The organism is Microvirga sp., assembly GCF_014699075.1.
In the GTDB taxonomy this organism is placed as follows: Bacteria; Pseudomonadota; Alphaproteobacteria; order Rhizobiales; family Beijerinckiaceae; genus Microvirga.
Genome location: NZ_JACXAB010000031.1, coordinates 21,086 through 47,345 on the forward strand (window position 1 = coordinate 21,086; position 26,260 = coordinate 47,345).

Below are 26,260 nucleotides of genomic sequence, written 5' to 3' on the forward strand. Positions count from 1 at the left end.
AGAATGGTGCTTGATCTTGACGAAGATCCCGGATCTTCGCTCCGTCCGGGATGACAGGGGTATTATGACCGAGGTCCTTTTCTACCATCTCCAGCATCAGCCGCTCGAGGCCGTGCTGCCCACGCTCCTGCAGAAGACGCTGGAGCGCGGGTGGCGCGCGGTGATTCAGGTCGTGACCGAGGAGCGCATGTCCGCCCTCGACGATCACCTGTGGACCTTTACCGACGAGAGCTTCCTGCCGCACGGGACGGACCGGGAGGCTCACGCGGCGGACCAGCCGATTCTCATCACGCTGTCAGGCAGCAATCCCAACGGCGCCTCCATCCGCTTTCTCGTGGAAGGCGCCAGCCTGCCGGAGGACACGGCCGCCTACCAGCGCCTAGCGATCCTGTTCGACGGCAACGACATCCAGGCGCTCGCCTTCGCCCGCGATCAGTGGCGGGCGGTCAAAGAGGGCGGCCATGATGCCACCTACTGGCAGCAGGACGAGAGCGGCCGCTGGCAGCGGAAGGCGTGAGCTACGCAGATTTACGGAACCCTGTCGTCGGTTTCCGGCTCGCGTTGGAGGCTTTGCGCCCGCAAAATTGCTTCTGTCAGGATATCAATTTGAGCTTCGCGTTCCGCTGAGTAGGTCGCTGCAACTGCAGTCTGGTGGGCGATGCGTACCTTGTGCCACAGCCAGGCGAAGCTCAATGCATAGAGCGGGCACAAGACCGCCCCAAGCCAATGGTCGAGCCCGCCGATCGTGAATGCCCGTTGCGCCTCGGCGACTGCGATGGCGCCATACAAGGTAGAAACAAGAATGATGAAGTTCTGAGCGCGCGCTCTCATCTTATGCAAAAAGGCATAGAGCAGGACGTAGAGCACTGGGACGGCAAAACCAATGAGGAGAGCTTTCCCGTTTTCCTTGAGCGCGGCAGGAAGAAGAGGCAGGCTCCATTCCACCACCGCTACAGGAGCGAACATCAGCGCGATGTATGGGAAATGCGGCCAGTCCAGATCATCCAAATCGGATAAAGTCTCAGGGTAATCTGACTTGGTGAATGCATGTTCTACTGCCGGATCTGGATTAAATTCCAAGTTGTGAAACATAGTTCCGGTACTCTGTGAAGGACCTGAAGCAGATGTGATTGTGAATTAGATCATTTTGCCTTGGAACGGGGTATCACCTCTCCAGTTTCTTGGAGGCCATAAGGATCATAGCTATGCTTCGCGTCTTCCGTCTGCTCGCTGCCGCGCTCAGCCTCTTCCTTATCGTGCCTTTCGCCGGAGCCCAGGAACACCAGCCGCAGGGGCAGGGGCAGGAGCAGCGCCGGCCTCGGGCCGAGGCCAGGGATGCGCAGGCCCTGCCGCCGGAGTCGGTGACGCGACACACCCTTCAACTTCCTGGCCGGACCTTGTCATTCACTGCAACGGCCGGGCATTTGACCCTGGCCGATCCGCAGGGCGCGCCACAGGCGGAGATCGGGTTCGTCGCATATACACGGGACGATTCGGACCCGGCGACGCGGCCGGTGACCTTTGCGGTGAATGGCGGCCCTGGCGCGTCCTCGGCCTATCTGCATCTCCTTGCCGTTGGGCCGTGGCTCCTGCCGCTCGATGGCGCGACGATCAGCCCCTCGGCCCCTCCGGCGCTCGTGCCCAATGACGAGACTTGGCTCGACTTCACCGATCTCGTCTTCATCGATCCACCTGGGACCGGCTACAGCCGTGTGGTCGGCGGCGATCCGGTGCGGGAGCGCTTCTATTCCGTTCAGGGCGACATCGATGGGCTCGCCGCCTTCGTGATGCGCTGGCTCAAGGAAAAGAACCGGCTCATGTCGCCGAAATTCTTCACCGGCGAGAGCTATGGTGGTTTCCGAGGCCCGCTGTTGGCCCAGAAGCTCCAGAGCGATCAGGGCATCGGGTTCAGTGGTCTCGTTCTCGTTTCGCCGGTCTTCGACTTCGATTGGCTCGACCAGGGCGCCGGCGCACTGTGGATCAACGCAGCGGTTCTGCCATCGCTTGCGGCCACGAACCTGTCGCGGAACGGTCCTGTAACGCGCAATGCGCTGAAGGACGCGGAAGCCTATGCGTCAGGCGACTATCTCGTCGATCTCATGCGCGGCCTCCAGGACAAGGAGGCAGTGGAGCGCGTCAGCCGGCGCGTTGCTGAACTGACAGGGCTTAGCCCCGAGGTCTCGCGGCGCCTGGCCGGACGCATCGACATGCGGGCTGCCCAAAGGGAATTGCGTCGCGGCTCGTCCGAGATCGTCAGCGCCTATGACACCAACGTGGCGATCGCCGACCCGAATCCGAACGCCCAGGTCTCCCGCTTCGAGGATCCGGTGCTCGACGGCATGACGGCGCCTCTGACGAGCGCCATCATCCATCACCTGACCCACACCCTGAACTACAAGGCGGAGGGGCGCTACAGCCTGCTCAACGGATCGGTCAACGGCGCTTGGCGCTGGGGCGGCGGACGCAACGGCCCTGAAAACTTGGAAGAACTGCGGCAGGCATTGTCGCTCGACGGCAAGATGCGTGTCCTCGTGACTCACGGCTTCACCGATCTGGTAACCCCGTATTTCGCGTCCCAGCTGCTGCTGAACCAGCTTCCCGACCTCGGCCCGCAAAAGCGCGTGGGGCTGACGGTTTACGAAGGCGGCCACATGTTCTATTCGCGGCAGGCGTCACGGCAGGCCTTCAAAGCTGATGTGCAGCGGCTCTTCGATGAAGCTCTGCAGGCGAGGGCGGCGGATAACAAGGATTGATGGGAATGCGTATGAGAGATCTGTCGGGCGTAGCCCTCGCGGCAGTTGTCCTGTCTGCCTGCACCAGCACCCGATCTGCGCCGCCGGTCGCAGCGCCTGCGGCCCCTGCGCCGATGGCCTCCCTCGGCCCGCAGATCGACGGTCCCGTCCTCGGCCCCGATGGCCGCTGCACCGGTACGCCTTCGGGGACGGCAACCGCCATCGAGCCCGGCATCGCCGAATGCGACCTCGTGCGCTTGAAGGGCAAGCCTGCCACCGACGTGCTCGTGGGTGAGAGCGGCAAGGGCCAGCGCGAGGTGCAGGTGCTCTACTCCGAGCCCGGCGGTCGCGAGCTGTATTTCTTCGTCAACAACAAGCTCGACCGGGTGGTGAAGCCTTGAAGATTATCTGTATGTTTTGAGCCTTTCCGGGTCAGCATCTTCGAGCCTGCAAATGAAAATGGCCGCAACAGGTGCGGCCATTTTTGTTGATGAGAAGTGCGTTCTCAGATGATGTAGTCGTACCTCATGTCTGACGCGAAGCCGGCCTTCTTGAGCACGATGCCTGTTTCGAACCGGCCGTCGGCGTTGAGATCCGACACCAGAAAGCCGGTGTCGGTGTCGGGATTGAACAGAAACACGTGCCTGACGCTCTCTCACCGTGCAGGTAGTCGGCATCGGAGGCAGCCGTTGAAATGGAGCGCGCGTCCGTCTCGACCTCACGATAGTTGCGCGAGGTTCCCTTGATCGTCATTTCGATGGAATCATAGAATCTGTTCCAGTCGGTGATCGTGTCCGCCGTGCTCGTTGTGAGACCGGAATCGCCTCTCTTGAAGAAGAACTCGTCTTTTCCACTTCCACCGATCAGCGTGTCGCGCCCTTTTCCGCCGGACAGAAGATCGCCGTCCGAGCCGCCGGAGAGGAGATCTAGACCGGACCCGCCGGAGAGGAAGTCGAAACCGGAGCCGCCATAGAGGTCGTCGAAGTCTGCGCCGCCATAAAGGTCATCGTCGCCGCCGCCGCCGATCAGGTAGTCATCCCCGAAGCCGCCATCGATCGTGTCGTGGCCCCAGTCGCCGTAGATGTCGCCGTCGCCATAAAAGCCAAAGATCAGATCGTTGCCGTCATAGCCGTAGATAATATCCGAGGTGTCGAAACCGTCGATATCGTCGTCGAATTCATCCCCTTAGATGGTCGCCATCGTTGTCTCCGCAGTCTTCTGTTGCCGGGCTTCTCTCATTGCGAGACCCGTCGAAGGTTCAGGCCCAAGTAGTGCCACAGGGCGGTTAACCCCTCGTGACTGCATCATCGGACAGGATGGCTGAATGGTGGCAAGGTGGCCCGTTCATCGGGCGTATATCTGCCGGCCCGGTCGCGAAGTGAGATCATGATGAACGATTGGTAAAGAGGCGATCTCGGAGCGAGACACGTGCCGTGGCGCATCTCATCATTCGGTGATGAGTGGACAACCTCTCCTCGACAAACGAAAAGGCGAGCGTACAAATCTTACGCTCGCCTCCTTGACGTCTCAGCCAGTGACCGACTGTGCATTCAGCGGATCAGTAAACCTCGTAGGAGCGGAAAGGACGATCATACCCGTCATCATAATAGTCCCACGGGCCGCGATCATACTCGCGGAAGGATCTGCGATACCCATCGTCGTATCCTCTGGATCGCTCCTCGTATCGTCTGGGGCCTCTATCGGCCCCACGGGCGACGTAGGCGCAGCGCTTCGCAACGCCCGGAGCGGGATCGCCGAACACCCTGTTGGAGCAGGGGACGCCGCCGTCCCTAACGTAAACTTCGACGCTGCGGCCGGGAATGCCGTAGATCACACGGGTTGAGTAGGGAACACGGCAGAACCCGTTCTCCCGAGCGCAGGGCACCAGCCCTTGCGCCTGTGCCCCCGACGGCATCCCGACGATGGCGCCGCCGATGAGCATAGCCGTGGCCAAAACTGCACGATACATGGTCGTTCTCCCTTCCAGGTGTATCACCATACGCCTTTCATGATGAACGCAGCAGTAATGGCGAGTGTTCACAACCGAGGTGGCTGCTTACCGCCAAACGTCCGGGAACGCTGCCAGGGGATGATCGTCATTGGCGCTCACGAGCGGCTGCGGCTTGATCATCACCAGCGGCAGGACGGCGTGAGAGAACAGCTTCGTGGTGCAGTAAGTCAGGACTTGAGCCATCAAAGCCTCCATCGAGGAAAGCCGGACGCTAACCTTGAACGGAACAGCCTGCTGTGCTCCCCCGCACCTGGCTTAACAGGCAGCCTGCCGGGTCGGATCGGCCGAGTGTGTCCGATGCAGACGGAGCCTCCATCTGGATTGCACCTGAGCCGCGTTGTCATTCACGGCCAATGCCGATCCGACCGTCAGATGGGCCATTGGCACGAGCCCCCCGGCAAAGGCCCTGTCGGTGCAAGCGGAAATCAGGATTTTCATCGTCAGCCTCCCCCATAAGGCTAGGATCAGCTTACGACCACGCTTCGATTTTGAGTGCACTCCGAGGAGGTATCTCGCCTGCTCTAGGGAGGTAGGCTTGGCGCCCAGACGCCGGCCTCCTCGATCTCGCTGCTCAGGGCGAGCCACTCCTCCTCGACCGTTTCCAGGGTCGCGGCGGCCTCCGCGCGCATCTTGGACAGCTCGGACGCCTTTGCCGGATCCTTCTGGAAGGCGGTGCCGTCGGCGAGAGCCGCATCGACCTTGCCGATCACATCCGTGAGTTTCGCCATCCGGCTCTCGAGTGCATCGAGCTTCTTGCGCAAGGGGGCAAGCGCCGCCCGGCGTTCGGCAGCGGCCCGGCGCTCGTCGGTCTTTGAGGCGGCGGGGGCCTGCGGCCGGTCGGAGCGCTTCTGCGGGTCGAGTTCTCCCGAGAGGACGAGTTGGCGGTAGTCGTCCATGTCGCCGTCAAACGGCTTCACGCTGCCGTTGCCGACGATCCAGAGCCGGTCGGCGCAGGCCTCAATCAGGAAGCGGTCATGGCTCACCAGGATCACCGCGCCCGTATAGTCGTTGATCGCCTCCATCAGGGCCGTGCGGCTGTCGATGTCGAGGTGGTTGGTGGGCTCGTCAAGGATGAGCAGGTGAGGGCCGTTGAAAGCCGCAAGCCCCATGAGCAGGCGCGCCTTTTCTCCGCCGGATAGGGCGGAGACCGGTGTGTCGGCCTTCGCACCAGGAAAGCCGATCTGCGCCGTGCGGGCACGGATCCTGGCAATGGGCGTGTCCGGCATGCGCTCGGCCACATGGTCGTAGGCGGTGGCCTTGGGGTTCAGCTCGTCGAGCTGGTGCTGGGCGAAATAGGCGACATCCATTCGCGTGGGCGTGCGCATTTCGCCCTTCATGGGCGCAAGCCTTCCGCCGATGAGCTTGCAGAAGGTGGACTTGCCGTTGCCGTTGGAGCCCAGCAGCGCGATCCGGTCGTCCGGAGAGATCGTGAGGTTGAGGCGGTCGAGGACGATGCGCTCGCCATAGCCGACGGCACCGCTCTCGACGGTGATGAGCGGCGGGGCGGCGGGGCGCTCAGGCCCAGGCAGGTTGAAGGGCAGCACGTCGTCTTCCACGATGGTGGTGATCGCCTCCATCTTCTCCAACCGCTTGACGCGCGATTGCGCCTGCCGGGCCTTGGAGGCCTTGGCCTTGAAGCGGTCCACGAAGGCCTGCAGGTGCTTGCGCTCGGCCTCCTGCTTGGCGGCCGCTTTCGCTGTGAGTTCGCGCTTCTCTGCGTATTGCTTGGCAAAGGATGTGTACCCACCACGATAGATCGCGAGCTTGCCCCGATCGAGATGGAGGATGTGGTTGACGCAGGTGTCGAGCAACTCGCGGTCGTGGCTGATCACCAGCACGGTGTGCGGATAGCGCCCGAGATAATCATAGAGCCAAAGGGTGCCTTCCAGGTCGAGATAGTTGGTCGGCTCGTCGAGCAGCAGCAGGTCGGGCTCGGTGAAGAGCACGGCGGCCAGGGCCACGCGCATGCGCCAGCCGCCGGAAAAGTCGGAGCAGGGCCGGTTCTGCGCCTCGGCGTCGAAGCCGAGGCCGTGGAGAATGGCAGCCGCGCGGGCCGGGGCCGAATGGGCGCCGATATCGGTGAGCCGCATCTCGATCTCGGCCCGCCGCAGGCCGTCTGCGGTTTCGGCCTCGGTGAGAAGGGCGGCACGCTCCTTGTCGGCGGCCAGCACCACCTCGATCAGGGTCTCGGGACCGCCCGGCGCTTCCTGTGCCACCGCGCCGATCTTCATGCCGCGGGGCAGGGTGACGCTGCCGCTCTCGGTGGCAAGCTCCCCCTGGATGATCTTGAACAGGGTGGTCTTGCCCGCACCGTTGCGCCCGACGAGGCCCACCTTCGCGCCGTCAGGCAGGTTGAAGGAGGCGTGGTCGAGGATCAGCCGATCGCCGATGCGGTAGGTCAGGTCGTTGACGTGAAGCATGCCGCCTTTTGGCGCGGGAAGGCCGCGCTGGCAAGGGATTTGGGCGGCTTCACCGCTCTGCCGCCGACCCGCATAAGGTCCGGCGATAGCCTGAATCGCCAGTGACAGGATCCTGGAGGCCTGACAAAGGGATACGGCATTTCTCCCGTACCGTCAGTGCGGAATATATGCTATAGCCAAGATATCGAGCAGGGAGGACACCGATGGGGCGGCTCACTGGGATCAAGTTATTCAAGGGTCTGGAGATTGACCTCGCCCCGTTCGAGACGCGGGCCAACTGGCGCCGTTTCGACCCCGAGGAGGTTGTCGTCGACTTCGACGAGCCCTCGACGGACGTGTATTTCCTTCTCTCCGGAGAGGTGCGGGTCCTCATGCGCACGGCTTCCGGCAAGGAGGTCATCCTCCACGAGATGAAGCCCGGCGACGTGTTCGGCGAACTGGCCGCTCTTGATGGCGTTCCCCGTTCCGCCAACGTCACGGCGCTCACCCGGGGCGAAGCCTGCGTGATGCCGGCGTCCGTCTTCAAGGAGATGCTCTTCTCCCATCAGCCCGTATCCGAGCGCCTGTTCTGCCTCATGGCGTCCCGCATCCGCGAGCTGAATGCCCGCTTCATGGAGCAGACGGTGCTGGATCTGCGGCACCGGCTCTATTCGGAACTCCTGCGGCTGTCGACGCCCCGGCAGGACAAGTCGGGAGAGCGGGTGATCACGCCGCCGCCCTTCCACCACATCGTCGCCGCCCGCATCGGCTGCCGCCGCGAGCAGATCACCCGTGAGTTCACGATGCTGTCCCAGGAGGGCCTGATCGAGCGGACCAGGGGTGCCCTGATCCTGCGCCAGCCTGACGTGCTCAAGGCCCGTGTGGCCGAGGCCTTCCGGACCGATCACTAGGCGACCGTCGCTGCACGCTTGCCCTCCGTAAGGGCGAGCGCCGTAGCGGACAGCATCACGGCCATGCCGATGGCTTCCGGCCAGCCGAAGGCCTCGTTCACGAAGGCGACGCCCACAGTGACCGCCACGACGGGGCTGACGAACGAGTAGAGCCCGGCCCTAAAGGCACCCCAGTCGCGCACCAGCCAGAGATAGATCGAGAATCCTCCGAGCGAGCCGCCGAGGACCAGGATGGTGAGGCCCATGATCGCCCGTCCATCCATGAGCCCTGCGAAGTAGGCAGGATCGTAGCCCTCCACCAGAAGCGACACGGGTACGAGGCCGAGCGCACCGATGCTCGTCTCCCAGAACGCGAGGCTGATCGGGTGCATCGTCTGCATCAGCGGGCGGCTGACCACCCCGCCCCAGGCATAGCTCAAGGTTGCCAGGGCCACGGCGGCGAGGCCGAGCAGGGCGCCGTCCTGCGCCGAGCCTGTCCGCCCGGAGAAGAGCATCACGAGACCGAGAACGCCGAGCGCGATGGCTCCCAGCCTGCGGGGCGTGATGCGCTCCTGTCCATAGAGCGCGCCGATCACGATCAGGAAGATTGGCATGAGGGAGAGATTGACGATGGACGATAGACCGGTCGGTGCCCTGGCGACACCCCAGAACAGCAGGCTGTAGCAGCCGGTCGTGATGAGCAGCGACGCGACGATGACCCGCCCCGGCTGCACCATCCTCAAGGGCAGCCCTTTGGCGAGAATGAAGGCGAGGTAGCAGAGGCCCGCGAGCAGGAAGCGCATCATCGCCAGGAAAATCGGCGGAACGGCCTCGGAGGCGATCTTCATCGGAAGCCAGGTCAGCCCCCAGATGAGCGCCATCGCGGCGAAGGCCGCAATATGGCCGGCTCCGCTGCCCTCATGCTTTCCCATTGCCCACTCCCAGCTCGATGCGGCTCAGACTATTGAAGGGCAGGGATGCGGGAAAGCTCCAACCGTCATTATTCCTGAGGAGCACCAGGACCGTAGGCTGCAAAGAAGACGCGAAGGGCATTCTCCACGTTCCTCTGGATCTGGGCTTCCGTCGGCGGCTCGCCAACGGAAAAAAGCAGGCGGCGCAGCATGCCGGAGACGCAGAGGTCGAGGAAATGCTGGGCGGCGACGCCGGTGTCTTCGATGGACAACCGTCCGGCCTCGACCTGCCGGTCGAAATAGGCCTTGAGCCGGGCGATGCCCTGGCAGGGGCCGGCCTCATAAAAGGCCTGACCCAGGCGCGGGAACTTCTCCGCCGCCCCCATGACCATCCGGATCGACGAGATATGCTCGGGCTTGCCCATGCGGCGCAGGTAGCTCAGTCCCAGGGTTCTCAAAACACCGCGGACGTCGGGATCCTCGGGGTCGAGCTTGAACAGAACCTCTGCCAGACCCCGTTTCTCTTCTGTTGTCAGGGCCTCGAACAGGCTCTCCTTGCTGTCGAAGTAGACATAGAGCGTGCCTTTCGAGACGCCTGCAACCTTGGCGATCTCGCCCATGCTGGCACCGTCGAACCCCTGAGCTAGGAACACCTTGCGGGCGCCTTCCAAGATCTGGCGGCGCTTGGCGCTCTCTGCGCTTTCTTCTCCGGCTTCGGCGAGGTCTTGAACCCGGATACCGTCATGCACAACGGTCATGGCTTCCAGAACTTCCTTGATTGTCCATTGACCGAACGGTTCGGTCAACTCATATATGGCAGGCAGACACCACAGATCAAGGCCTGTCCGATAGTTCGACGCATACGGATTCTACAAGCCTTGCAGAGGTTTAACATGGCTTATCGGCAAGAGTTCGAGCAGGGCGCGAAGAGCGGCCCCGACGGTGTCGTAGAGGCGCCGGTGTGCCAGCCGGGGCAGGGTGCTCTGGAGGCGGTTGCGCCTGAGACCAAGAAGAAGGGCCTCGGCAAGAAGCCGCTGATCCTGGCCGTTCTTGCCGGGGCTCTGGTCTTCGGCGGCTACGAGGGCCACGAATGGTGGACCAATGGCCGCTTCATGGTTTCGACCGAGGACGCTTATGTGCAGGCCGACATCACGATCCTGTCGGCGAAGGTATCCGGCCATGTGCAATCCGTAGCCGTCAACAACAATCAGAGCGTCAAGGCAGGCGACCTGATCGCCAAGATCGATGACGGCGATTACCGCTTCGCCCTCCAATCGGCCAAGGACAAGCTCGCGACTCAGCAGAGCGCCGTCACGCGCATCGGCCGCCAGATCGAGGCGGGCCGCGCCTCCGTGGCGCAGGCTCAGGCGCAGATCGCCGCCGCGAAGGCGGAGGCCGAGCGTGCCGAGAGCGACTATGCCCGCCAGCAGCAGCTCGCCCGGTCCGACTTCACCAGCCGGGCCGCGCTTGAGAATGCCAAGGCCGCCCGCGACCGGGGTCAGGCCAATGTGCAGAGCGCAGAAGCGGCGCTTGCTGCTGCAAAGTCGAATGTCGACGTGCTCGCCGCGCAGCAGAACGAAGCCCAGCGCGTCGCAACCGAGCAGCAGACTTCCGTCGAGAAGGCGGAGCGTGACCTCACCTTCACGGAGATCCGTGCCCCGGCCGACGGCGTGATCGGCAACAAGGCCATGGAAGTCGGCACCTATGTGCAGCCCGGCGCTCGGCTCGCGGCCCTCGTGCCCATGACGAGCGTGCATGTGGACGCCAACTTCAAGGAGACGCAGCTTGCGTCCCTGAAGGTCGGCCAGAAGGTGCGCATCGAGGTCGATGCCTTCCCGGATGCCGATGTGGTCGGCACGGTGGAAAGCGTCTCGCCGGCCTCCGGCGCCGTGTTCAGCCTGCTGCCGCCGGAGAACGCCACCGGCAACTTCACCAAGATCGTTCAGCGCGTGCCTGTGCGCGTCTCCGTCAATCCGGAGATCGTCCAGCAGGGCATCCTGCGTCCCGGTCTGTCGGTGGTCGTCGATGTGGATACGCGCACCTCGGCCGACACCGAGAAGACCGCCAGCCTTAAAGAGTAAAGAACCATGGCCGCATCGGCTGCCATTTCGAACGCACCGAGCCCTATGCCGGCTGCGAAGCCGGCGCCCGTGAGCGGGCGCCGCACCTTTGCGTTCTTCTGCATGGTCTTCGGCATGTTCATGGCGATTCTGGACATCCAGATCGTCTCCGCGTCGCTTGCCGAAATCCAGGCGGGTCTCTCCGCGTCGTCGGAGGAGATCTCCTGGGTGCAGACGAGCTACCTGATCGCGGAAGTGATCATGATCCCGCTGTCGGGAACGCTCTCCCGCGTGCTCTCCACGCGCTGGATGTTCGTGATCGCGTCGGGTGGCTTCACGTTCATGAGCTTCATGTGCGCGACGGCCACGAACATCGATCAGATGATCGTCTATCGCGCGCTGCAGGGCTTCATCGGCGGCGGCATGATCCCGACCGTTTTCGCCTCGGCCTTCACGATCTTCCCGCCGGAAAAGCGGCCCGTGATCTCGCCGATCATCGGCCTGGTGGCGACGCTCGCACCGACCATCGGGCCGACGCTGGGCGGCTATCTCACCGACCTCTTCTCCTGGCACTGGCTGTTCCTGGTCAATATCGTGCCCGGCATCCTCGTCACGATCTCCACCTATCTGCTGGTCGATTTCGATGAGCCTGATTTAAGCCTCTTCAAGAGCTTCGACTGGGCGGGCCTCGGCTTCATGGCGGCCTTTCTCGGCAGCCTGGAATACGTGCTGGAAGAGGGGCCTCTGAACGACTGGTTCCAGGACGAGTTGGTGCTGATCCTCACAATCGTCTGCGTGGTCGGCGGCCTGGGCTTCTTCTACCGGGCTTTCACCGCGAAGCAGCCGATCGTGGATCTGCGCGCGTTCGCCGACCGCAACTTCCTGGCCGGCTCGTCCTTCAGCTTCGTCATGGGCATCGGGCTTTACGGCCTGACCTATCTTTATCCCGTCTATCTCGGTAGCGTGCGCGGCTATTCCTCGTTGCAGATCGGCGAAACCATGTTCGTGTCCGGCGCGACCATGTTCCTGATGGCGCCGGTGGCAGGTGTTCTGTCACGTAAAATGGACCCGCGCGTGATGATGGGCATGGGCTTTGCCGCCTTCGCCTTCGGCACATGGATGATGAGCGGCATGACCAAGAATTGGGATTTCTGGGAGCTGTTCGTACCGCAGATCTTCCGCGGCGTCGGGCTCATGATCTGCATGGTGCCGATCAACAACATCGCGCTCGGCACGTTGCCGCCGGACAGGATCAAGAACGCTTCGGGCCTCTACAACCTCACTCGCAACTTAGGGGGTGCAGTGGGTCTGGCACTCATCAACACGACCCTGAACGACCGCCTGGACCTTCATCTGCAGCGCCTGCGCGAAAGCGTGAACTGGGGCCGGTCGACGGCGGTCGAAACGCTGAACGCCATGACCCTGAAGTTCCAGTCGCTGGGCACCGATGCCGGCACGGCTGCGATCAAGACCCTGTCCAACATGGTTCACCGCGAGGCGATGGTCATGGCGTTCGCGGATGTGTTCCTGCTGCTGACGATCCTGTTCCTGGGCCTGATCTTCGCCTTGCCGTTCATCAAGAAACCGCGGGCGGCTCCTGCCGGTAGCGGCGGGCATTGAGTTAACCTCCAAACTTCAGCCCGGCGAAATGCCGGGCTTTTTCTTGCGCGGCGGGCTCAGCCCTCAGCGGTCGAACGGAATAGCCTCTACCCTGTCCCTGACATCCGGCGCAAAGTGTGGGGACGCGGGGCTTTTAAGCTGTTGTTCTTGCAGCCCAAACATCCTAGTTTGCGCCCTGGTTTTTCTCAGACAGGTGAAGTTCAAGCATCTTGCCTCCTCCAGCCCGTCAATCCGCCTCCGTTGGCGCCGTGCGCCGCTCCTTCGCCCCTTGGGCGAATCCCGATGCCAAGCCGCTCATCCGCTTCGAGAACGTCACGAAACGTTTCGGCGATTCCACAGCGGTCGATCATCTCTCCCTGAACATCTTCGAAGGCGAGTTCTTCTGCCTGCTCGGCCCCTCCGGCTGCGGCAAGACCACCTTGATGCGCATGCTCGCCGGCTTCGAGACGCCGACCGAGGGCACGATCACCTTAGGCGACCAGAACCTGGCGGGCGTGCCGCCCTATCGTCGGCCGGTGAACATGATGTTCCAGTCCTATGCGCTCTTTCCGCATATGAGCGTGGAGAAGAACATCGCCTTCGGGCTCAAGCAGGATGGGATGCCCAAAGACCAGATCGCGGACCGGGTCGGCGAGATGCTGCGCCTCGTGCAGCTCGAGAAGCTCGCCCGCCGCTATCCGAGCCAGCTCTCTGGCGGCCAGCGCCAGCGCGTGGCGCTCGCCCGTGCGCTTGCCAAGAAGCCCAAGGTGCTGCTCCTCGACGAGCCGCTCGGCGCCCTCGACAAGAAGCTGCGCGAGGAGACCCAGTTCGAGCTGATGGACATCCAGCATGATCTCCACATGACCTTCGTGGTCGTCACTCACGACCAGGAAGAGGCCATGACCATGGCCGACCGGATCGCCGTCATGGATCACGGCCGGATCGTGCAGGTCGCCACGCCCGGTGAGATTTACGAGCAGCCCAAGACCCGATTCATCGCCGAGTTCGTCGGCGATGTGAACATCATCGAAGGCCATGTGCAGGGCCAGGAAAACGGCCTCTGGCGGGTGAAGACATCGTCCGCCGAAGTACCGCTCACCATCGACGATCCGGACGAGGTGCTGCATTCCGGTCAGGCTGTGGCGATTGCCGTGCGCCCGGAAAAGATGGTGATCCAGCGCGACCCGCCGGGGCAGGGCGCCATCAACGTGCTCACCGGCGAAGTGTGGGACATCGGCTATCTCGGCGACTGGACCGTTTACCGTGTCAAGCTCGCCACCGGCGAGATCCTGCGCGTCACCCGCGCCAATGCCTCCCGCTTCGTCCAAAGCCCCATCGAGTGGGACGAGCAGGTCTATGTCACCTTCGCGCCGGATGCGGCGGTGATCCTGGCGGAATAGCCATGATGGAACGCACCCTCATGCGGCGCCTCACCGCAGGTCTCGTGCCTGCCGTGCCTTATCTCTGGCTCGGCGTGCTCTTCCTCGTGCCGTTCCTCATCGTCCTCAAGATCAGCCTGTCGGACCCGGCAGTGGCCCAGCCGCCCTACAAGCCCGTCTTCGAGTGGAGCGACATCGCCGGTTTCTTCGGCGCACTGGACTTCGAGAATTTCATCCTGCTGGTCGAGGACGATCTCTATTTCCGCGCGACGCTCTCGTCGGTGCGCATCGCCGCCGTGTCCACATTGCTGCTGCTGCTCGTGGGCTTTCCCATCGCCTATGGCATGGCGCGCGCGCCGGAGCGCTACCGGGCACTGCTGGTCGCGGCGATCATCCTGCCGTTCTGGACGAGTTTCCTGATCCGCATCTATGCCTGGGTGGCGATCCTCAAGCCCGAAGGGCTGCTCACGCAGGTGCTCATGGCAGTTGGCCTGATTTCGGAGCCTCTCGACATCCTCAACACCGAGACGGCGGTCTATATCGGCATCGTCTATGCCTACCTCCCGTTCATGGTGCTGCCGCTCTACGCGACGCTGGAGAAGATGGACGACACGCTGCTCGAGGCGGCGCTCGATCTCGGCTCAACGCCCTGGCGCTCGTTCTGGACCATCACAGTGCCGCTCGCCATGCCGGGCATCATTGCAGGCTCACTCCTGTGCTTCATCCCGGCGGTGGGCGAGTTCGTGATCCCGGATCTGCTCGGCGGCTCCGAGACCCTGATGATCGGACGCCAGCTTTGGAGCGAGTTCTTCTCGAACCGCGACTGGCCGCTCGCCTCCGCGGTCGCTATCCTGCTGCTCATCATTCTCGTCGTGCCCATCGTAATCTACCGCGATGTCGAGGCCCGGCGCGTGGAGGCGCGGCCATGAACCGGCGTCTGAGCGCCTTCAACGTCACCTCGCTGGTGATCGGCTTCGCGTTCCTGTACCTGCCGATCCTGCTGCTGGTGCTCTATTCCTTCAACGCCTCGCGGCTCGTCACCGTGTGGGGCGGTTTCTCCACCCAATGGTACGGCGCGCTGTTCCGCAATGAGGCGCTCATGGAAGCAGCCTGGGTGACGCTGCGTGTTGCGTTCCTGTCCGCAACGCTGGCAACCGTTCTCGGCACGCTTGCAGCGCTCGCGCTCACGCGCTACGGGCGCTTTCCCGGACGGACGCTGTTCACCGGCATGGTCTATGCACCCATGGTCATGCCGGAGGTCATCACCGGTCTGTCCCTGCTGCTGTTCTTCGTGGCTGTCGATTTCGACCGGGGTTTCTGGACCATTACGCTGGCTCACACCACGCTCACCATGTGCTTCGTGACCGTGGTGGTGCAGTCGCGCCTCATGACCTTTGATCGTTCACTGGAAGAAGCCGCGATGGATCTCGGTGCGCCGCCCCTGCGCACGTTCTTTTCGGTGACGCTGCCGCTGATTGCGCCCTCCATCGTGGCGGGCTTCCTGCTCGCCTTCACCCTGTCGATGGACGATCTGGTGATCGCGAGCTTCAACGCGGGTCCTGGCGCCACCACACTGCCGATCAAGATTTACAGCGCGGTGCGGCTCGGGCTCTCGCCGGAGGTCAATGCGGCCTCAGCCATCCTGATCGGGATCGTGACTCTCGGGGTGATCTCGGCAACCTTATTGAGCAAGCGCTCGATCTTAAGCTCGCGCCGCAACGCTCATTGAGCCGTGGCCTGCGGGCCTTGCTCGCCGGCCGGCACGCGCTGCGACGGGAAGAGCGGCTTTGCCGCCCCCGACCGCTCGATGAGCGAGCGCACCTGGGGGCTGACGGTGACATTGTCCCAATCGCCTGTGACGTCGAAGGCAAGGGCAGGGGATTGCCCCGCCGGTGCAGTGACCGACGCGATGCCTGCCGTGACCTGAAGCGTGCGATCCACCATCAGCACCTGCCCGCGAAGCTGGGCCTGCACGGACGGGCCTTTCAGCTTGCCCTCGACGATCTCGCCGATGCCGTCCTGCATCACGACCTGCGCTTCGGCCTTGGCGAAAGGCGTACGGCCGCCCTTCCAGTTCAGGGATGCGAGAAGAGGACGCTTTTCCACGCGGCGAAGGGCGTCTTCGAGATTGATCCCCAACAGTTCACCGTCCGTCAGCTCGATCGAGGAGCGGCCCGCCGCCTGACGGATCACGTCGGCCGGGTTGCGGCCCTGTCCATCGAAGCTGAACTGCCCCTGGGCACGGCCCGTGATCCAGCGTGGCTCGCCGGCAGCCGCCAGGAAGGGGGCGATCTGCACCCCTGAAAAGGTCCCCTGGCTCTTGAAGTCGACGAGGCCGTTCTGGGCTGCCAGCGACAACCGCCCCTTCAAGGTGCCGTCATAGAAGGCAGCCCGCCCGATGGAGGCCTCGATGCGGCCGGGCTGGATGAGCACGCTGGCGGCCATATCGTCGAGGCTCAGGCGCCCAAGGCTGGCAGTCGAAGCCGAAAGGCGAAGGTCAAGGTCGGAGCCCGTCGCTCCGGCCAGGTTGATCGCTTCCTCGCTCCACGCGCCTGAGGAGGTGCGTGTCTGGTTGAACGGGGCGAAAAGGTCGGACAGGTTGAGCGTAACTGCCGCCAGGGTGCCGGCGATGACCGGCCGTTCCGTATCGAACCGGACGCCCAAGGTGCCCTCCAGCTTGTCGGAGCCCAGGGTGATGGCGACTGCAGGCCAGGACAGGCGGCGGCGGTCCAAGGAGAAGTCGCCGCTGATCGAGAGAGCCCGCAGCAGGGATCCGAAGGGAAGATCCATTCCGCTCCAGCGGGTGAAGTCACGCACCGAAGCGGTCTTGATGGTGCTTTCCCCCGTGATGCGTGGCCCATCCCCGAGATGCGCTTCCCCCTCGGCGGTGAGGCGGGCGCTGGGTGCGGACAGGGTCAGGGAGAACGGGCTAATCTTGTTGGCCGCAAGCAGGTCCGGGAAGACCGAGGCTTGCTCCAGGGAAACCACTTCGTCGCGCCATTGAGCGGACCCTGACAGCGTCATGGGTTCGGACGGGTCCACCCACCGGACGATGGCATTGAGCCCGTCAAGATTGCTGTCCTTCAGGTCGGTCCAGCGCACCGAGGATTTCGTCAACACCAGCCGGCGGGCATGGGTTTCGGTCGCGCGGTCCTTGAAGATCTCCGTCCATTTGACGGCCTGGAGCTTCTGGGCCGAGGCGGTGATGCGGGTTTCCGTCAGGTCGAAGTCGGACAGGTCGATCCGGCCGAAGAGCAGCGGCAGGATGCGCAACTCGCCCCTCAGGGTGCCGCCTTCCGCCTTGAGAGCCCCGTCCGGAAACTCAAGCACCACATTCTCGAACTTGACCCGTGGGATGGGCAGCACCGCGAAGGTGCTCCGGCCCCTGACCGTCAGGTCGAGGCCATAGCGGCTTCTCACATGCTCCTTCAACTCCGCCGACAGGCCGCCTCCCGGCAATGTCCAGGGGGAGGCCGCCGTCCCGAGAACGGCAAGCGAAATCAAGGCGATGAGAAAGACAACGCGGCGGGACATGGAATGAGTGTTGTAAACCTTGAGCGCTGCCTCGCAAGCGGTGAAGAGGAGATGTCCTCAAGGCAGGGCCGAATTCATGAATCCTATCCATATATCCATACGAAGGGATTGTCTAAATTGAGGCCAGGTTGCAGGGTGGCCGCCATTCGAACCGCGACACTTCGAACGGGCAGGCTCCTGCCCACAAGGAGAGGATTTGATGGATAAGGTTTACAGCGATGCAAGCTCGGCGCTGGCTGGCCTGGTCAAGGATGGCATGACCATCATGGCCGGGGGGTTCGGCCTCTGCGGCATTCCGGAGGCGCTGATCGAGGCGATTCGTGATTCGGGAGCGAAGGGCCTGACCTTCATCTCCAACAATGCGGGCGTGGACGGGGTCGGCCTCGGCCGCCTTCTGGAAACCCGCCAGATCCGCAAGATGATCAGTTCTTACGTGGGCGAGAACAAGCTCTTCGCCCAGCAGTACCTCTCCGGCGAGCTGGAGCTTGAGTTCAACCCGCAGGGCACGCTGGCCGAGCGCATCCGTGCCGGCGGCGCCGGCATCCCGGCCTTCTACACCAAGACCGGTGTGGGCACGCTGATTGCTGAGGGCAAGGAAGTGCGCGAGTTCAACGGCGAGAAATACGTCATGGAGACCGGGCTGTTCGCCGACATCTCCATCGTCCATGCCTGGAAGGGCGATACGGAAGGCAACCTCGTCTACCGGAAGACCGCCCGCAACTTCAACCCGATGATGGCCACCGCCTCGCGCATGACCATTGCCGAAGTCGAGCATCTGGTGCCGGCCGGCGAGATCGACCCGGATTGCATGCACACCCCGGGCATCTTCGTGAAGCGCATGGTGCATGTGCCGAACCCGGTCAAACACATCGAGCAACGCACGATCCGCAAGCGCACGGACGCCGCCGTGCTGGCGGGAGCAGGGGAGGAAGTCTGATGCCTTGGACCCGTGAACAGATGGCCGCCCGCGCGGCCAAGGAGCTGCGCGACGGCTTCTACGTGAATCTCGGCATCGGCATCCCGACCCTCGTGTCCAACTTCATTCCGAAGGGCATGCGCGTTCAGCTCCAGTCGGAGAACGGCATGCTGGGCATGGGCCCGTTCCCCTTCGAGGGCGAGGAGGACGCAGACCTCATCAATGCCGGCAAGCAGACGATCACCGAGCTGCCGACCACGAGCTATTTCTCGTCCGCCGATTCCTTCGGCATGATCCGCGGCGGCCATATCGACCTGTCGATCCTCGGCGCCATGCAGGTGGCCCAGAATGGCGATCTCGCCAACTGGATGATCCCCGGCAAGATGGTGAAGGGCATGGGCGGCGCCATGGACCTCGTGGCAGGCGTGAAACGCGTCGTCGTGGTCATGGAGCATGTGGCGAAGGCCAAGGACGGCTCTGAAGATCCCAAGCTCCTGAAGGAGTGCAACCTGCCCCTGACCGGCACCGCCGTGGTCGATCTGGTGATCACCGATCTCGGCGTCTTCAGCATCGACAAGAAGGGCGGCTCCGGCATGACCCTGATCGAACTCGCCGACAGTGTGACGGTCGAGGAGATCAAGGCCAAGACGGCAGCGGACTTCAAAGTCGATTTGAACGGCAAGCAGGCTGCTTGACGCGCACCACGGAGCCTCATCCTGAGGAGCGAGCTTGCTCGCATCTCGAAGGGCGAGGCGTCTCCAGCGCACACTGGATCCTCCTTCAAGACGCCGCTCTCAGCGCCTCCTCAGGATGAGGACAGAGACAGAATAGAATTCAAAAGCGGCTCTTACGGCTGCTTTTTCTTTATGAAACCGGTGTTTCCGCTGCTTTCGGCTGCGCCTCGGCGCTGCGCACCAGTTGGATGACCGGAACGAGCCCGACCAGCACGATGACCAACGCGGCCAGCGATCCATCCTCGAAGCGCCCGCGCGAGGCATAGTTGTAGACGAGCGTCGAGAGCGTTTCCGTGTTGAGGGGCCGCAGCAGCAGGGTTGCGGGCAGTTCCTTGATGCAGTCGACGAAGATCAGCAGGGCGGCGCTTGCGAGCGCCGGCCGCATGAGCGGAATCTGGATCTTCCAGACCATCTCCCGCCGCGACGCTCCGAGCGTGCGCGCTGCATCCTCGAGACTCGGCGACACCCGGTCGAGGCCTGCCGAGAGGGAGCCCGTTGCAATCGACAGGAAGCGGATCACGTAGGCGATGATGATGCCGCCCGCGGCGCCCATGAGCAGGAGGCCGAGACGCTCGCCGGTCAGGTGGCGCCAGATCGTGCCGATCAGGTTGTCGAACCCCACCAGCGGCGTCATGAGGCCCAGCGCCAGGACAGTGCCCGGCAGGGCATAGCCAAGTCCCGCCGCAAGGAGCGCTCCCTTGGTCAGGGAGTTCTTGGACAGGCGTGCGGCCGAGACCAGAAGGACGGCAAGGGCCAGCACCAGAAGGGTTGCGACCACGGAAAGGCCGATTGTCGTCATGAAGTGAGCGAGGAAGTCCGTGTCGAACTGCTCGACGAGGCCCCCGCGCAGCGTTTCTCGTAAGAGAAACCCCGTCGGCAGGATGAAGCCCAGAAGGACCGGCATTGCGCAGAGCAGGGACGCCGTCCAAGCGCGTCCACCTTTGAGCGTGACGGGGTGCACCGTGCGATGGCGTTTCGGCGAGAGGGCATAGCGCCTGTCCCGCCGCCCGTAGCGTTCGATCAGGATCAGGCCGACGACGAAAGCCAGCATGACGCAGGCGATCTGCGCCGCGCCCGCGAGGCTGCCCCGGTTGAGCCAGGTGTTGTACACGGACACCGTGAGGGTGCGCACGCCGAGATATTCGCTTGCGCCGATATCGTTGAGCGCTTCCAGCAGCGCCAGCGAAAGGCCGACGGCCAGCGCTGGGCGTGCAAGGGGAAGAGCGATGATGCGGAAGAGCTTGATGCGGCTCGCGCCCAAGGTGCGCGCCACCTCCAGCATGCTCGCGCTCTGCGTCAGGAACATCGCCCGCGCGGCGATGTAGATGTAGGGGTAGAGCACCGCGGACATGACGAGGATGCAGCCGGGCAGCGAGCGGATTTCCGGAAACCAGTACTCGGACCGCGACCGCCAGCCCATGAAGTCGCGCAGGGCCATCTGCACGAGTCCTGCGGAATCGAAGATTTCCACATAGATGTAGGCCGTGATGTAGGTGGGCACGGCGAGCGGCAGCGGCAGGAGCCACACCAGGATATTGCGTCCGGGGAAGCGATGAGCCGTGACGAGCCAGGCCGTCGTGACGCCCATGGACCCTGCGACGAGGGCGACGCCGGCGAGCAGGGCGATCGTGTCGATCGTGCTCGCCGGCAGCACATTGGCGATGAGATGCGGCCAGATTTCCGCGTCGCCCTCGGCCGCGATGCCGAGGAGGGCGCCGACCGGCAGAAGCACGAGCAGACCGACAGCCGCCAGGGCGGCAGAGAGCCACCAGGGAATACGTTTTGCCTTCGTCTGGGACGAGAAGCCGATGGCTGTTTGGGTTCTTGCGATCACGGTCAAACGGAAACGGCGCCACCGTTGCCGGTAGCGCCTCTCTGAAAAGCAAGTGGGCGGCTTAGAGCATCGGCCCCAAAAGTGGAAGGCACTTTTGGGACCAAGCCGATGCTCACTCCCTCAGAAGCGCATCGTACGGCGCGAAAAACCGGATCCACTTTTTCGCACGATGCGCTGGAGCCGCCCACTGTCTTATTGGTCGAAGCCAACCTTGTCGACCAGCTCGCTGGCCTTCTTGCGGAGCTCGGCGATCTTAGCGATCTGCACGTTATCGGCCTTGAGCTCACCGAAGGACGCGATGGTCGGGTGGATCTTGATGCCGGCCTTGATCGGGTATTCCGAGTTGAGCTCGGCATGGATCTGCTGGGATGCGTCGGAGACCATGTACTCCATGAACTTCATGGCATTGGCCTTGTTCGGAGCGTTCTTGGCCAGCGCGAGGCCGGACACGTTCACGTGCGTGCCGCCGCCCTCGAAAGTCGGCAGGATCACGTTGATCGCCTGGCCCCACTTCTTCTGCTCCTCGTCCTTGCCGTTGAGCATGAGCGAGACGTAGTAGGTGTTGCCGACAGCGATGTCGCAGACGCCGGCCAGGATGTCCTTGGCCTGCTCGCGGTCGCCGCCCGAAGGCTTCTTGGCGAGGTTCGCCTTCACGCCCTTCAGCCATTCCTCGGCCTTCGCCTCGCCCTTGTGAGCGATCATCGCGGCGATCAGGCTGATGTTGTAAAGGTGCTGGCCCGAGCGGATGCAGACCTTGCCCTTCCACTTGGGATCGGCGAGCTCCTCATAGGAGATCTTGTCCTGCTTCACACGCTCCTTCGAGGCGTACACGACGCGGCCACGCAGGGCGATGCCGAACCAGTGGCCTTCCGGATCGCGATAGGCTGCCGGGATGACCTTCTCGAGCGCTTCGGACTTCACGGCTTGCGTCACGCCGTAATCCTTGGCGGCTGCCAGGCGGCCGATATCAACCGTGATGATCACGTCGGCCGGGCTGTTCGCGCCCTCGGTGCGAATGCGCTCCTCGAGGCCGTTGTTGATGAAGATCGTGTTGACCTTGATCCCGGTCTCCTTGGTGAACTCGTCAAGGACGGGCTTGATCAGGCCGGGCTCGCGGGTGGTGTAGATGTTCAGCACTTCCTCGGCCGAGGCGGAGAGGCTTGAGCCGGCCAGAGCACCAAGAGCAGCCGCCCCGCAGAGCAGGCCGCGCGCAAACGAGAGGTTCGCCATCACAGGTTCCTTCAGAATTGATCATGGGCGGCGTAGTGCCGTGTCCCATTGATGCTGCAAGAACCACGATCGCACTTTGGGGTCAATTAAAAAGCAAATCAAATCAATAACTTATAAGAATTCTAAACTGCCAATTTCTTATAATTCTTCTAAGCTGAGGCGGCTTTCCTGACCGTCTCGACTTCCGGCAGGGCGGCGCGGAGACGGGCTATCTCCTCTTCCATCTTCTGCATGTTGTTAAACAGCCGCTCGCTGGCGAGACGGAGGAAATAGAAGCCGAACTGAGGGTTCTGGAAATAGAGCTGGCGCACCTCGTCGTAGGAGATGCTCAGCACTTCGCCCGCTTCGACGCATTCCAGGGTCTGGGTGCGGGTGTTGTCCGGGGAGAGGAAGCCCATCTCGCCGACCACCTGCCCCTGCACCAGCTCGATGCCCATCTCCTTCAGGCGGTAGCGCCCGGAAATCGTATAGAACATGCAGGTGGCGACATCGCCCTTGGCGAACAGCACCTCTCCGGCCTTTGTCCTGCTGCGGGTCATGAAGGGCTTGAGCCACTCCATGGATAGATCGCTTTTGGAGGCCTGCTTTACGCGCTTGATCAGGCCCAGCATCTGGTAGAGCCGCACGCTGTTGATCGGCAGCAGGATCAGGTTGGCGACGACGCCTGGAATATTGCCGAGATAGGCGGAGACGATCAGCGAACAGATGTTTGCGCCGATCCCGATGCAGCGCAGCGGGATGATCGTCTTCATCGCGCAGCCCGCAATCGCCAGCGCTGCCCCCAGCCAGCCGATGGCCTCAACCCAGGTGATGGACCAAGTCATGGAATTTCGCCCGCATTCTTATGTCACGTTAGGGCATATACCATCGGAATAGGAATCTGCGCCAGCTACGCATTGGCGCAGGATCGATGCCGCGAGTTGCCGCCCCGACAGGATCAGGAACGGGGAGAGGCAGCCTGGCCAGGGACGCTCAGCGTCCGGCGCTGGACCGCCGTGCGAGCGCTCTGGCTGGCGGCCGGCACCCGTGGCGGCTGGCCGGAGACGGAAGGCGGGGGCGGAACAGGATCGCGGGGCAGGACGCCGACAGGACCCGTGGAGGCAACACAGCCGCCCAGGGTGAAGCCGGCGAAAAGAAGTGCTGAAACGGTGACGATGGTACGCATACGTGCCTCCACAAGAATCGATGCAGAAGCTAGACCATACGCAAGGGAAGTCGAGTCTTGCACAATTCGGGAAAGTTGCAGCTCGGGTCTCCTCGGCACAGGCGCGAAGCCTAGTTATCAATCAAAGCCTTGAGAGGGCCCCATGGAGGACCGTGAGTTCGTGCAGATTCGGGCATTATCGCCAGCGGTGGGAGCGTCGCGCCGTACCGTTGGAGGCTTGATCCTTCTCGTCCTCTGCGCGGGATCTGCCGCGGCCAAGTGTCAGGATGCGCCAAGTCCTGGCGTCGACTGGTCCGGATGCTCCAAGGCGCGCCTCGTCCTCACCGGTGAGGATCTGACCGGAACGATCTTCCAGCGTTCTCTCCTGACCCTGAGCGACTTCGCATCGTCGAAGATGGCAGGAGCCAACCTGAGCGAAACCGAGGTGAGCCGCACCCGCTTCGAGGGAGCGGACCTGTCGCGTGCCGACTTCACCAAGGCCCTCGGCTGGCGGGCCAATTTCGGGCAGGCCACTCTCATTGGGACGGTGTTCGTCTCGTCCGATATGAGCCGCTCCAACTTCGCCCAGGCCAAGGCTGCAGGGGCAAACTTCAACAAGGCCGAACTGAACCGGTCCGACTTCAGCGGCGCGGATCTGACGGGAGCGAACCTGGCCAAGGCGGAACTCGCCCGTGTGCTGTTTCAGAGCGCCAGGGTGACGGGCGTGGATTTCAGCTACTCCAATCTATCCCGTGCTCGCCTCATCGGGCTCGATCTTCAAGGGGCGAATTTCACCGGGACCTACATGTTCCTGGCCCAGATCGGCGGCTCGGACCTGAGCCGCGCGGTTGGACTGACCCAGGCCCAAGTCGATATTGCCTGCGGCACGGCGCAGACCAAGCTTCCAGGGGGCCTGGCGCAACCGAAATCCTGGCCCTGCAAGGAAGAGGAGGACTGATCGCCCGGTCGCTTCTGAAACCAAGCCCGAGCGTGGCCGTTGTCTCTGATGAGAACGTTCGGGTTGGAAGCCGGGTGCCTGTTCTCTTCAGGTCTTCCTTGTCTCTGAAGGAGTGCGTTCGATTTGACCACGCTCAAAGAATTCGAGGATGCCCTGCGCGAGCAGGGAATGCACATGGCGCTCGCCATCCTGCAGAAGCTGCGGGATCGGGACCGCACCAAGCGTTCGGTGGCCCCTGCGCGACGGATCGCTGGGAAGAAGATGACACCGGAACTCGCCCGGCACATCCTGGAGCTTCACGCGACGACGGAGATGACCCAGCAGGAGATCGCCTTCCAGCTTGGGGTCAACCAGGGCCGCGTCAACGAGGTCATCAAACGCGGCAAGTGGCTGGACGAAAATCCGGCGGCCCCTGAGGCTATCGCACGGGACAAGGCCAAGGCGCGGATGACCGGTCCGGACCCTCGAAAAAGGTCTGAGAAGCGGGACATTCGAGCATCCTCGCCTTCAGACAAGAAACGCCCAAGCCCGAAGGCAGGCGCTCAGGCTCAATTGCTGCTTGGAGACTTATGAGGCTTGCTGGGTCGCTTGTAGCGAAATTTCCAGAAAAAACCCCGCCCGGTGGGGCAGGGTTGAGTGATCTCCTCGCCTTCGGTTGTCAAGCCGAAAACGTAGATATTAGGGCATTCGCGAATAGCAATGTCAATCAGTTTTAACAATCTGTTAAGAGACTTATTTTCAGGATCTATAGATAATATTCTTAATTACAAAGGTAGTACTACTTTTTTGCCACTTGAATACTTGAGGTTTGCTCAAGTGTTGCTGCTTTGCCATAGCATTCCCTTGTCCAAGGAGCGTAAGTATTGCCCGTGGATCCTCACAACAAGGGGTTACGGTCATGAGAAAGTGCGTACTTAGCCTCCTGACAGGGGCTGCCGGCCTTACGCTTGCGGCAGCCGCTGCCTCTGCTGCGGACCTCCCGGCCCGCGCAGCTCCGCCTCCGGTGCCCTTCGTTGCGGCGGCCCCGATTTTCACCTGGAGCGGCTTCTACGGCGGCGTGAACGCCGGTTGGGGCTGGCGCAGTGACGACGAAGAAACCGTCGTCCTCGGCGGTGCAGCACCTGGGACGCTGATATTCCCGGACAATGGCGACGGCGGTTTCACGGGCGGCGCCCAGATCGGCTACAACTACCAGATCGGCTCCTTCGTGATCGGCGTCGAGACCGACATTCAGTGGGCGGATACCGATGAGAGCGAAGACGTCAGGTTCATCCCGGCCGGCACGGTCGGAACCTTCGTGCCTGGCGAGTTTGACAGCAACCTGTCGGATTGGTTCGGCACGGTTCGTGCCCGTGCAGGCGTCGCGTTCGACCGCGTGCTGATCTATGCCACAGGTGGCCTTGCCTACTCGGAGGATACCACCGGCTGGGTCGCAGGCGGCGGCGTGGAGTGGGCTTTGCCCGTAAACTGGTTCGGCTCCTCGGCCGTTACCTTCGGCATTGAGGGCTTGTGGCTCAGCTTCGATGAAGACGATGACGACTTCGACGGCGTAGTCGGAACCTTCACGCCTGCCGGCGGTGGAGCTGCCATTCCGGTGGTGGCGCCCAGCGGAGGGGACGACGAGAACGACTTCTTCGTCGCCCGGGCCAAGCTGAACTTCAAGTTCGGCACGTACTAGGGGTGCTTGGCCTCTGAACGACAAGGTCCGGGGAAACCCGGACCTAACCTCGTTGCCTGAATCGGGCGAACAGGCAGCACTGGATGCTGAAGAGGGGAAATTGGCCGCGACCCGTCCTTGAAGGATCTGTGGTCGCGGCCCCGGCCCGTAGTTGCCCCCACGGGAAGCTCAGCTCTAGAGCATCGGACCGGAACTAGGACTCTACGGCTTCTGCGCGGGCTGGAGTTGTGATTCACTGCCTGGAACGGGAG

The 26,260-nt window shown here is 62.9% G+C and carries 26 protein-coding genes and 1 pseudogene; 14 read left to right on the forward strand and 13 right to left on the reverse strand.

Translation table 11 applies throughout. The annotated features are described in order from the left end of the window. Positions 1–64 precede the first annotated feature (64 nt). Positions 65–517 (forward strand): DNA polymerase III subunit chi, encoded by a 453-nt coding sequence (locus tag IC232_RS24030; RefSeq protein WP_190847486.1) that lies wholly within the window; start codon positions 65–67, stop codon positions 515–517. A gap of 11 nt (positions 518–528) precedes the next feature. Here the strand turns inward: IC232_RS24030 and IC232_RS24035 are convergent, their stop codons facing one another. Further along, positions 529–1,092 carry a hypothetical protein gene (locus IC232_RS24035; RefSeq protein ID WP_190847487.1) on the reverse strand — a complete coding sequence of 188 codons (564 nt, stop codon included), beginning with the start codon at positions 1,090–1,092 and terminating at the stop codon, positions 529–531. Between the two features lie 113 nt (positions 1,093–1,205). Here IC232_RS24035 and IC232_RS24040 point away from each other — a divergent pair, with 113 nt between their 5' ends. Together IC232_RS24040 and IC232_RS24045 are read left to right on the forward strand one after the other, a co-directional pair. Then, positions 1,206–2,753: a S10 family peptidase gene (locus IC232_RS24040; RefSeq protein ID WP_190847488.1), complete on the forward strand. Its 1,548-nt coding sequence runs from the start codon at positions 1,206–1,208 to the stop codon at positions 2,751–2,753. Then, the gene (locus tag IC232_RS24045) at positions 2,753–3,133 is read left to right on the forward strand and encodes a hypothetical protein (RefSeq protein ID WP_409564962.1); all 381 of its coding nucleotides are present in this window, start codon (positions 2,753–2,755) and stop codon (positions 3,131–3,133) included. The genes IC232_RS24040 and IC232_RS24045 overlap by 1 nt, the downstream gene beginning before the upstream one ends. A gap of 104 nt (positions 3,134–3,237) precedes the next feature. On the opposite strand, the gene IC232_RS32965 is transcribed toward IC232_RS24045, so the two are convergent. From IC232_RS32965 to IC232_RS24065, 5 genes and pseudogenes are all read right to left on the reverse strand, one after another. After that, positions 3,238–3,372, reverse strand: a complete 135-nt coding sequence (locus IC232_RS32965) for a hypothetical protein (protein WP_281413424.1) — start codon at positions 3,370–3,372, stop codon at positions 3,238–3,240. Positions 3,373–3,563: 191 nt separating this feature from the next. Beyond that, positions 3,564–3,896, reverse strand: a pseudogene (locus tag IC232_RS33375) (calcium-binding protein); the annotation flags it as partial. A gap of 394 nt (positions 3,897–4,290) precedes the next feature. Continuing rightward, positions 4,291–4,701 (reverse strand): hypothetical protein, encoded by a 411-nt coding sequence (locus IC232_RS24055; protein WP_190847489.1) that lies wholly within the window; start codon positions 4,699–4,701, stop codon positions 4,291–4,293. Between the two features lie 87 nt (positions 4,702–4,788). After that, on the reverse strand, positions 4,789–4,926 hold the full coding sequence (locus IC232_RS24060; RefSeq protein ID WP_190847490.1) for a hypothetical protein: 138 nt from the start codon (positions 4,924–4,926) through the stop codon (positions 4,789–4,791). A gap of 338 nt (positions 4,927–5,264) precedes the next feature. Beyond that, the gene (locus IC232_RS24065) at positions 5,265–7,163 is read right to left on the reverse strand and encodes an ABC-F family ATP-binding cassette domain-containing protein (protein WP_190847491.1); all 1,899 of its coding nucleotides are present in this window, start codon (positions 7,161–7,163) and stop codon (positions 5,265–5,267) included. Positions 7,164–7,366: 203 nt separating this feature from the next. Between IC232_RS24065 and IC232_RS24070 the strand changes: the two genes are divergently transcribed. Next, positions 7,367–8,053: a Crp/Fnr family transcriptional regulator gene (locus IC232_RS24070; protein WP_190847492.1), complete on the forward strand. Its 687-nt coding sequence runs from the start codon at positions 7,367–7,369 to the stop codon at positions 8,051–8,053. Here the strand turns inward: IC232_RS24070 and IC232_RS24075 are convergent. Together IC232_RS24075 and IC232_RS24080 are read right to left on the reverse strand one after the other, a co-directional pair. Continuing rightward, entirely contained in the window at positions 8,050–8,964 is a 915-nt protein-coding gene (locus IC232_RS24075) for a DMT family transporter (RefSeq protein ID WP_246812372.1), read from the reverse strand. The genes IC232_RS24070 and IC232_RS24075 overlap by 4 nt on opposite strands. A 68-nt stretch (positions 8,965–9,032) precedes the next feature. Further along, complete coding sequence (locus tag IC232_RS24080) at positions 9,033–9,701, reverse strand: TetR/AcrR family transcriptional regulator (RefSeq protein ID WP_210335483.1); 669 nt, start codon at positions 9,699–9,701, stop codon at positions 9,033–9,035. A gap of 135 nt (positions 9,702–9,836) precedes the next feature. Between IC232_RS24080 and IC232_RS24085 the strand changes: the two genes are divergently transcribed. The 5 genes from IC232_RS24085 (at position 9,837) to IC232_RS24105 (ending at position 15,710) form a co-directional block, all read left to right on the forward strand. After that, positions 9,837–11,024: an HlyD family secretion protein gene (locus IC232_RS24085; RefSeq protein WP_190847493.1), complete on the forward strand. Its 1,188-nt coding sequence runs from the start codon at positions 9,837–9,839 to the stop codon at positions 11,022–11,024. A 6-nt stretch (positions 11,025–11,030) separates the two neighbouring features. Continuing rightward, positions 11,031–12,623 carry a DHA2 family efflux MFS transporter permease subunit gene (locus IC232_RS24090; protein ID WP_190847494.1) on the forward strand — a complete coding sequence of 531 codons (1,593 nt, stop codon included), beginning with the start codon at positions 11,031–11,033 and terminating at the stop codon, positions 12,621–12,623. A 209-nt stretch (positions 12,624–12,832) separates the two neighbouring features. Next, positions 12,833–14,002: an ABC transporter ATP-binding protein gene (locus IC232_RS24095; protein WP_210335484.1), complete on the forward strand. Its 1,170-nt coding sequence runs from the start codon at positions 12,833–12,835 to the stop codon at positions 14,000–14,002. Between the two features lie 2 nt (positions 14,003–14,004). After that, a complete protein-coding gene (locus IC232_RS24100) occupies positions 14,005–14,910 on the forward strand; it encodes an ABC transporter permease (RefSeq protein ID WP_409564963.1) in 906 nt (301 codons plus the stop codon). Next, complete coding sequence (locus IC232_RS24105; RefSeq protein WP_190847495.1) at positions 14,907–15,710, forward strand: ABC transporter permease; 804 nt, start codon at positions 14,907–14,909, stop codon at positions 15,708–15,710. Before IC232_RS24100 ends, IC232_RS24105 begins: the two co-directional genes overlap by 4 nt. On the opposite strand, the gene IC232_RS24110 is transcribed toward IC232_RS24105, so the two are convergent. Further along, positions 15,704–17,515 carry an AsmA-like C-terminal region-containing protein gene (locus IC232_RS24110; RefSeq protein WP_190847496.1) on the reverse strand — a complete coding sequence of 604 codons (1,812 nt, stop codon included), beginning with the start codon at positions 17,513–17,515 and terminating at the stop codon, positions 15,704–15,706. The two genes, IC232_RS24105 and IC232_RS24110, sit on opposite strands and share 7 nt — an antisense overlap. Positions 17,516–17,714: 199 nt before the next feature. Here IC232_RS24110 and IC232_RS24115 point away from each other — a divergent pair, with 199 nt between their 5' ends. Together IC232_RS24115 and IC232_RS24120 are read left to right on the forward strand one after the other, a co-directional pair. Continuing rightward, positions 17,715–18,452 (forward strand): CoA transferase subunit A, encoded by a 738-nt coding sequence (locus IC232_RS24115; protein WP_190847497.1) that lies wholly within the window; start codon positions 17,715–17,717, stop codon positions 18,450–18,452. Beyond that, positions 18,452–19,126, forward strand: coding sequence for a 3-oxoacid CoA-transferase subunit B (locus IC232_RS24120; RefSeq protein ID WP_190847498.1), 675 nt, complete (start codon positions 18,452–18,454; stop codon positions 19,124–19,126). The genes IC232_RS24115 and IC232_RS24120 overlap by 1 nt, the downstream gene beginning before the upstream one ends. 169 nt (positions 19,127–19,295) lie before the next feature. On the opposite strand, the gene IC232_RS24125 is transcribed toward IC232_RS24120, so the two are convergent. The 4 genes from IC232_RS24125 to IC232_RS24140 form a co-directional block, all read right to left on the reverse strand. Continuing rightward, complete coding sequence (locus IC232_RS24125) at positions 19,296–20,999, reverse strand: iron ABC transporter permease (protein ID WP_312895228.1); 1,704 nt, start codon at positions 20,997–20,999, stop codon at positions 19,296–19,298. Between the two features lie 192 nt (positions 21,000–21,191). Further along, positions 21,192–22,229: a Fe(3+) ABC transporter substrate-binding protein gene (locus IC232_RS24130; protein ID WP_190847499.1), complete on the reverse strand. Its 1,038-nt coding sequence runs from the start codon at positions 22,227–22,229 to the stop codon at positions 21,192–21,194. A gap of 149 nt (positions 22,230–22,378) precedes the next feature. Next, positions 22,379–23,053: a Crp/Fnr family transcriptional regulator gene (locus IC232_RS24135; protein ID WP_190847500.1), complete on the reverse strand. Its 675-nt coding sequence runs from the start codon at positions 23,051–23,053 to the stop codon at positions 22,379–22,381. A gap of 113 nt (positions 23,054–23,166) precedes the next feature. Continuing rightward, the gene (locus IC232_RS24140; protein ID WP_190847501.1) at positions 23,167–23,394 is read right to left on the reverse strand and encodes a hypothetical protein; all 228 of its coding nucleotides are present in this window, start codon (positions 23,392–23,394) and stop codon (positions 23,167–23,169) included. A 217-nt stretch (positions 23,395–23,611) separates the two neighbouring features. Between IC232_RS24140 and IC232_RS24145 the strand changes: the two genes are divergently transcribed. From IC232_RS24145 to IC232_RS24155, 3 genes are all read left to right on the forward strand, one after another. Further along, on the forward strand, positions 23,612–24,331 hold the full coding sequence (locus IC232_RS24145) for a pentapeptide repeat-containing protein (protein WP_190847502.1): 720 nt from the start codon (positions 23,612–23,614) through the stop codon (positions 24,329–24,331). A gap of 123 nt (positions 24,332–24,454) precedes the next feature. Further along, the gene (locus IC232_RS24150) at positions 24,455–24,904 is read left to right on the forward strand and encodes a sigma factor-like helix-turn-helix DNA-binding protein (protein ID WP_190847503.1); all 450 of its coding nucleotides are present in this window, start codon (positions 24,455–24,457) and stop codon (positions 24,902–24,904) included. 325 nt (positions 24,905–25,229) lie between these two features. Then, entirely contained in the window at positions 25,230–26,009 is a 780-nt protein-coding gene (locus tag IC232_RS24155) for an outer membrane protein (RefSeq protein ID WP_190847504.1), read from the forward strand. Positions 26,010–26,260 lie beyond the last annotated feature (251 nt).